Annotated in this window: 1 rRNA gene; it reads left to right on the top strand. The window is 56.0% G+C overall.

From position 1 onward, the window contains the following. Window positions 1-1396: ribosomal RNA gene (locus tag ABZT02_RS46140) — 23S ribosomal RNA — on the top strand; the annotation flags it as partial. Window positions 1397-1418 lie beyond the last annotated feature (22 nt).

A 1418-nucleotide genomic window follows, 5' to 3' on the forward strand; every position in this document is an offset into this window, starting at 1 on the left:
AGGCTGAGACCTGATGCCGAGCCGATTGTGGTGAAGTGGATGATCCTATGCTGTCGAGAAAAGCCTCTAGCGAGTTTCATGGCGGCCCGTACCCTAAACCGACTCAGGTGGTCAGGTAGAGAATACCGAGGCGTTCGGGTGAACTATGGTTAAGGAACTCGGCAAAATGCCCCCGTAACTTCGGGAGAAGGGGGGCCATCACTGGTGATCCAATTTACTTGGTGAGCTGGGGGTGGCCGCAGAGACCAGCGAGAAGCGACTGTTTACTAAAAACACAGGTCCGTGCGAAGCCGTAAGGCGATGTATACGGACTGACGCCTGCCCGGTGCTGGAACGTTAAGGGGACCGGTTAGTCACATTTCGGTGTGGCGAAGCTGAGAACTTAAGCGCCAGTAAACGGCGGTGGTAACTATAACCATCCTAAGGTAGCGAAATTCCTTGTCGGGTAAGTTCCGACCTGCACGAATGGCGTAACGACTTCTCGACTGTCTCAACCATAGGCCCGGTGAAATTGCACTACGAGTAAAGATGCTCGTTTCGCGCAGCAGGACGGAAAGACCCCGGGACCTTTACTACAGTTTGATATTGGTGTTCGGTTCGGCTTGTGTAGGATAGCTGGGAGACTGTGAACTCTGGACGCCAGTTCAGGGGGAGTCGTCGTTGAAATACCAGTCTGGTCGTGCTGGATGTCTAACCTGGGTCCGTGATCCGGATCAGGGACAGTGTCTGATGGGTAGTTTAACTGGGGCGGTTGCCTCCTAAAGAGTAACGGAGGCGCCCAAAGGTTCCCTCAGCCTGGTTGGCAATCAGGTGTTGAGTGTAAGTGCACAAGGGAGCTTGACTGTGAGACCGACGGGTCGAGCAGGGACGAAAGTCGGGACTAGTGATCCGGCGGTGGCTTGTGGAAGCGCCGTCGCTCAACGGATAAAAGGTACCCCGGGGATAACAGGCTGATCTTCCCCAAGAGTCCATATCGACGGGATGGTTTGGCACCTCGATGTCGGCTCGTCGCATCCTGGGGCTGGAGTCGGTCCCAAGGGTTGGGCTGTTCGCCCATTAAAGCGGTACGCGAGCTGGGTTTAGAACGTCGTGAGACAGTTCGGTCCCTATCCGCTGCGCGCGCAGGAATATTGAGAAGGGCTGTCCCTAGTACGAGAGGACCGGGACGGACGAACCTCTGGTGTGCCAGTTGTCCTGCCAAGGGCATGGCTGGTTGGCTACGTTCGGGAGGGATAACCGCTGAAAGCATCTAAGCGGGAAGCCTGCTTCGAGATGAGTATTCCCACCCCCTTTGAGGGGTTAAGGCTCCCAGTAGACGACTGGGTTGATAGGCCGGATCTGGAAGCCCAGTAATGGGTGGAGGTGACCGGTACTAATAGGCCGAGGGCTTGTCCTCAGTTGCTCGCGTCCACTGTGTT

The sequence above is a fragment of the Streptomyces sp. NPDC005402 genome (genome assembly GCF_040606575.1).
Taxonomy (GTDB): Bacteria; Actinomycetota; Actinomycetes; order Streptomycetales; family Streptomycetaceae; genus Streptomyces.